Source organism: uncultured Stenotrophomonas sp. (assembly GCF_963519925.1).
GTDB lineage: Bacteria > Pseudomonadota > Gammaproteobacteria > Xanthomonadales > Xanthomonadaceae > Stenotrophomonas > Stenotrophomonas maltophilia_AE.
The window spans coordinates 1-5,029 of the sequence record NZ_CAUQPH010000195.1; the positions used below are offsets into that span (position 1 = coordinate 1).

The 5,029-nt window shown below is 67.6% G+C and carries 6 protein-coding genes; 1 reads left to right on the forward strand and 5 read right to left on the reverse strand.

What is annotated here, in order from left to right; translation table 11 throughout:
- Positions 1-63: 63 nt before the first annotated feature.
- Genes lipA through RWO33_RS19060 form a run of 3 tightly spaced genes read right to left on the reverse strand, consistent with a single transcriptional unit; the run spans position 64 to position 2,043 of the window.
- The gene (gene lipA / locus RWO33_RS19050; RefSeq protein ID WP_314106868.1) at positions 64-1,074 is read right to left on the reverse strand and encodes a lipoyl synthase; all 1,011 of its coding nucleotides are present in this window, start codon (positions 1,072-1,074) and stop codon (positions 64-66) included.
- Complete coding sequence (gene lipB / locus RWO33_RS19055) at positions 1,067-1,753, reverse strand: lipoyl(octanoyl) transferase LipB (protein WP_314106877.1); 687 nt, start codon at positions 1,751-1,753, stop codon at positions 1,067-1,069. Before lipB ends, lipA begins: the two co-directional genes overlap by 8 nt.
- Positions 1,754-1,764: 11 nt before the next feature.
- The gene (locus RWO33_RS19060) at positions 1,765-2,043 is read right to left on the reverse strand and encodes a DUF493 family protein (protein WP_145479170.1); all 279 of its coding nucleotides are present in this window, start codon (positions 2,041-2,043) and stop codon (positions 1,765-1,767) included.
- Between the two features lie 192 nt (positions 2,044-2,235).
- Between RWO33_RS19060 and RWO33_RS19065 the strand changes: the two genes are divergently transcribed.
- Positions 2,236-3,297, forward strand: a complete 1,062-nt coding sequence (locus tag RWO33_RS19065) for a lipid A deacylase LpxR family protein (protein ID WP_314106872.1) — start codon at positions 2,236-2,238, stop codon at positions 3,295-3,297.
- Positions 3,298-3,400: 103 nt separating this feature from the next.
- On the opposite strand, the gene RWO33_RS19070 is transcribed toward RWO33_RS19065, so the two are convergent.
- Both RWO33_RS19070 and RWO33_RS19075 read right to left on the reverse strand, forming a co-directional pair.
- Positions 3,401-4,618, reverse strand: a complete 1,218-nt coding sequence (locus RWO33_RS19070; protein ID WP_145479168.1) for a D-alanyl-D-alanine carboxypeptidase family protein — start codon at positions 4,616-4,618, stop codon at positions 3,401-3,403.
- 60 nt (positions 4,619-4,678) lie between these two features.
- Positions 4,679-5,029, reverse strand: a 351-nt coding sequence (locus RWO33_RS19075; RefSeq protein WP_314106874.1) for an SPOR domain-containing protein, incomplete at its 5' end; no start/stop codon positions are given.

The window sequence follows — 5,029 nt, forward strand, 5'->3', positions numbered from 1 at the left end:
GCCGGGGGAAATTCGCCCACAAGGGCACGGCGGCCCCGCGCTCGCCCCACCGGCAGCCGCTTTTCAGGCGACGCCAGCGCCCTTGGCCTGCACGTCGGCGTGGTACGACGAGCGCACCATCGGGCCGGAGGCCACGTGGCTGAAGCCCAGCTCGTAGCCGTAAAGCTCCAGTTCCTTGTATTCCTCGGGCGTCCAGTAGCGCAGCACCGGGTGGTGGTGCGCGGTCGGCTGCAGGTACTGGCCGATGGTGATCATGTCCACGTCGTGCGCGCGCAGGTCGCGCATGGTCGCCCGCACCTGCTCCATGTCCTCGCCCAGGCCGAGCATGATGCCCGACTTGGTCGCGATCGACGGGTGCTGCGCCTTGAAGTTCTTCAGCAGGGTCAGCGACCACTGGTAATCCGCGCCCGGCCGCACATTGCGGTAAAGGTCGGGCACGGTTTCGATGTTGTGGTTGAACACGTCCGGCGGATTGGTCGCCAGGATGTCCAGCGCCCGCTCCATGCGGCCCTTGCCACGGAAGTCCGGGGTCAGCACCTCGATGCGGGTGTTCGGCGACTTCGCCCGGATCGCCCCGATGCAGTCGGCGAAGTGCTGGGCACCGCCGTCGCGCAGGTCGTCGCGGTCCACGCTGGTCACCACCACGTACTTCAGGCCCATGTCGGCCACGGTCTGGGCCAGGCTGGCCGGCTCGCCCGCGTCCGGCGGCTTCGGTCGCCCGTGGGCCACGTCGCAGAACGAGCAGCGGCGCGTGCAGACCTCGCCGAGGATCATGAACGTGGCCGTGCCATGGCTGAAGCACTCATGGATGTTCGGGCAGCTCGCCTCTTCGCAGACCGTGACCAGGCGGTTCTCGCGCAGCTTCGCCTTCAGCGTCTGCACCGCATTGCCCGACGGGATCCGCACCCGGATCCACGATGGCTTGCGCAGCACCGGCGCGTCGGCGAACTGCACCGGCGAGCGGCCGATCTTGTCGCCGCCCAGCTGTTTGACCCCCGCCTGCAACGGCGCGGCGGACGGCGTGTCGCCCTGCACGACCTGCAGGGGAATGATGCGAGCAGTGGATTCAGTCATGGTCTGTCAGATCGGGCAGGTCCGCGGCAGGCTGGAGGTCCAGGCCGAACTGGCGGGCCAGGTGGCCCAGCAGTACCGGCGTGACGGCCGCCATGCCGGACGGTCCCCCCAAGTCTACCATCGAGGTGACCTGCAGCCCTTGGTAGCCGCAGGGGTTGATGCGGTGGAACGGTTCCAGGTCCATCGCCACGTTGAAGGCCAGGCCGTGGAAGGTGCAGCCCCGGCGGACCCGGATGCCCAGCGCGGCCACCTTGGCCCCGCCCACGTACACCCCCGGCGCCCCGTCCCGGCGTTCAGCCCCGATATTCCATTCGGCCAGCGTATCGATGATCGCCTGCTCGATCCGGCACACGTAATCGCGCACCCCGATGCCCAGCCGGCGCAACTGCAGCAGCGGGTAGACCACGATCTGGCCCGGCCCGTGATAGGTCACCTGGCCGCCGCGGTCCACGTGCAGCACCGGGATGTCGCCCGGCGCCAGCACGTGCTCGTCCTTGCCGGCCTGGCCGAGGGTGAACACCGGATCGTGCTCGACCACCCACAGTTCGTCCGGGGTGTCGTCGGTACGTGCATCCGTGAAACGCTGCATTGCATGCCAGACCGGCGCGTAGGGCTGGCGCCCCAGGTCGCGCACGATGGCCGCGCGCGCCGCCCGCTGCCCGGGGGCAGCGGCGTCCAGCGCACAGGTTTCTACAGCGTCCACTTCACTTCCGGATGTTCGCGCAGGGCTTCGTGCGCGGCGTCGTACTGTTCACGGCTTTCGGCCTTGAACACCAGCCGCACCGACACGTACTTGCCGTTGGACGAGGTTTTCCAGCTGATCCGCTCTTTCACCACGTCGATGCCGGCGTTCATCAGCAGGGCAGGAAGCTCATGTTCCAGCCCCCTGTTCGCCGGGCCCATCGCGCTGAGCTCGAATTGACCGGGGAACTGGAAGCCGTGTTCGGGATTGTCAGACTTGATTTCCATGACCGCGATTATGGGGACGGTTGCGTCTGAACCCAAGCGCTGCGCGAACGTGGCCACAGCTGCGCCCAACGCTACGTGAAAATCGGTCTTCACGAACAAGACGCTCCAGTGCGTGCGCGGCGCTGGTCAGGGCATCACGCGCTGAATACCCTGCTCCCGCTTAAAAATGAATAAACCACAAGCGGGAACCTTATGCTCCTCAAGCGATACGCGTTGCCGGCCGCCCTTGCCGGTGTCATTGCCGCTGCCGCCCCTGCGGCGCAGGCCGCCGACCAATGCGGGCCCGACGCCATGCGCGAGCACCCGCCCCAGGTCAACTTCCGCGTCGACAACGACCTGTTCGGCGGCGCGGACCAGGACCAGGGCTATACCAACGGGGCGCAGATCACCCTGGTGTCGCCCAACCTGGTCGACTACACCGACGACCCCTGCCTGCCGCGCCTGGCCCGCTGGGTCAACCGCCACCTGGAACGCCTTGCGCCCGGCGAGTTCGAGCAGCAGAACATGCTCTTCAGCTTCGCCCAGCAGATCTACACCCCCAAGGATTTCACCCGCCGCGACGTGATCGAGGACGACCGTCCCTACGCCGGCGTGCTGGTGGGCAGCTTCGGCTACAACGCCCGCCGCGGCGATTACCTGCAGACCACCCAGCTGACCCTAGGCGTGGTCGGGCCGTGGGCGCTGGGCGAGGAAGTCCAGGACGCCGTGCACGACCTGCTCGGAGACGAGAAATTCCAGGGCTGGGACAACCAGCTGCACAACGAGCCGGTGATCATGCTCACCCATGAACGCATGCACCGCTGGGGCGATGCCGAGGACAACCTGGCGGGCTGGGGCTGGGATGCGATCAGCCACTACGGCGGTGCGGTCGGCAACCTGGCCACCCACCTCAACGCCGGCGGCGAAGTCCGCGTCGGCTGGAAGCTGCCCGACGACTTCGGCAGCACGCCGCTGCGCCCGGCCGGGGAAAACACCGCGCCGACCCGCGGCGGCAAGCCGACCGGCTGGTCGTTCCACCTGTTCGCCACCACCGACGCGGCCTGGGTGATCCGGGACATCACCCTGGATGGCAACACCTTCCGCAACAGCCACAGCGTGGACAAGCGCAACTGGGTCGCCCAGGGCGGCTACGGCCTGGCGGTGATGTACAACCGCTGGAAGTTCGCCCTCGCCCGCTACCACAGCACCCGCGAGTTCGACCTGCAGGACCAGTCGCCGATCTACGGGTCGTTCACGATCAGCAGATCGCTATAGCGATCTGCGGGTAGGTGCCCACCGTTGGTGGGCACACCGAAAAGAAAAAAGACCGGCGCGAGCCGGTCTTTTTTTTGCATTTCCAGGACGAACCAAGGAACCGTTATTCCGATTCCCACCACATCCAGAAGCTGTCCCACAGCCGCTTGAAGAAGCCGGCTTCTTCCACCGCGGCCACCGCCACCAGCGGGGCCTGGGCCACCACCTTGCCGTCCAGGGTGACCTTCAGCGTGCCGACCTGCTGGCCCGCGGTGAACGGCGCTTCCAGGGTCTTGGGCACGTCGATGCTCGGCTTGAGGTCGTTGTAGCGGCCGCGCGGCACGCTCACCAGCAGCGGCTGGGCCACGCCCAGCTGCAGCGTGTCGGCCTTGCCCTTCCACACCTTGTGTTCGGCCACGGCCTTGCCCGGCTCGTACATGCGATGGGTTTCGAAGAAGCGGAAGCCCCAGTTGAGCAGCGCCAGGCTGTCATCGGCGCGCTGCTTTTCAGAGGCACCGCCCAGCACCACCGCGATCAGGCGCTGGTCGCCGCGCTGCGCCGAACTCATCAGGCAGTATCCGGCTTCGGAGGTGTGCCCGGTCTTGATGCCGTCCACGCTCTGGTCGCGCCACAGCAGCAGGTTGCGGTTGGGCTGGGTGATGCTGCCCACGGTGAATTCCTTCACCTTGTTGTAGGCATAGGTTTCCGGGTAGTCGCGCACGAACGCACGGCCCAGCAGCGCCAGGTCGTAGGCGGTGGTGCGGTGGCCTTCGGCGCTCAGGCCGTGGGCGTTGACGAAGTGCGAGTCCTTCATGCCGATCTTGGCGGCGTAGCTGTTCATCAGCGAGGCGAACGCCTCCTCGCTGCCAGCCACGTGTTCGGCCAGGGCGATCGCCGCGTCGTTGCCCGACTGGATCGCCATGCCCTTTTCCATGTCTTCCAGGCGTGCGGTCTGGTTGACCGGGAAGCCGCTGTAGCTGCCGTCGGTGCCTGCGCCGCCTTCGCGCCAGGCGCGCTCGCTCATCATCACCTGGTCGTCGTTGCGGACCTTGCCGTTCTTCACTTCGGCGGCGACCACGTACGAGGTCATCACCTTGGTGATGCTGGCCGGCGCCAGCTGTTCATTGATGTTCTCGCCCGCCAGCACCTGGCCGGTGGCGTAGTCCATCAGGATCCAGGCCTTGGCCACGCTGGGCTTGGGCGCAGGCGGGGTAGCCACGGTTGCCGGGGCGGCCGCAGCAGGCGCGGGTGCCGGAGCCGGGGTCGGCAAGGGGGTCTGGGCGGAGACCATGCCCACGAACAGCGTCGTGGCCAGGGCAGCAGCGGCAAAGCGGAATTTCATCGGACAGCAAGCTCCAGAAGGGCGCCAAGGGGGGTACAGGGGTGGGCCATTGTAGGCCGTTTACTCTTTGACGATCTGCGGCGACCCGAATCCCAGACCGGCAATGCGGCCGGCAAGTTCCGAGGCCGTGGCATGGTCGGTCGCCGGCACGCGCAGGCGCCACAGGGTACGACCGCCGCTGACGATGTCGCTGATGCTGGCGCCCTCGATGCCCGCCGAGGACAGCTGGCCCAGCGCCTTGGTGGCGTTTTCGCGGCTGGCGAAGCTGGCCACCTGCAGCAGCACGTTGCCGACCTGCTGCTGCAGCGACGGCGCCGGGACCGCGGCCGGCGCGCTGTGTACTGCGCTCGGCAGCGGACGCGCGGCGGCCACCGGTGCTGCCGGCGGCAAGGTGCTCACGGTGACCGGGCC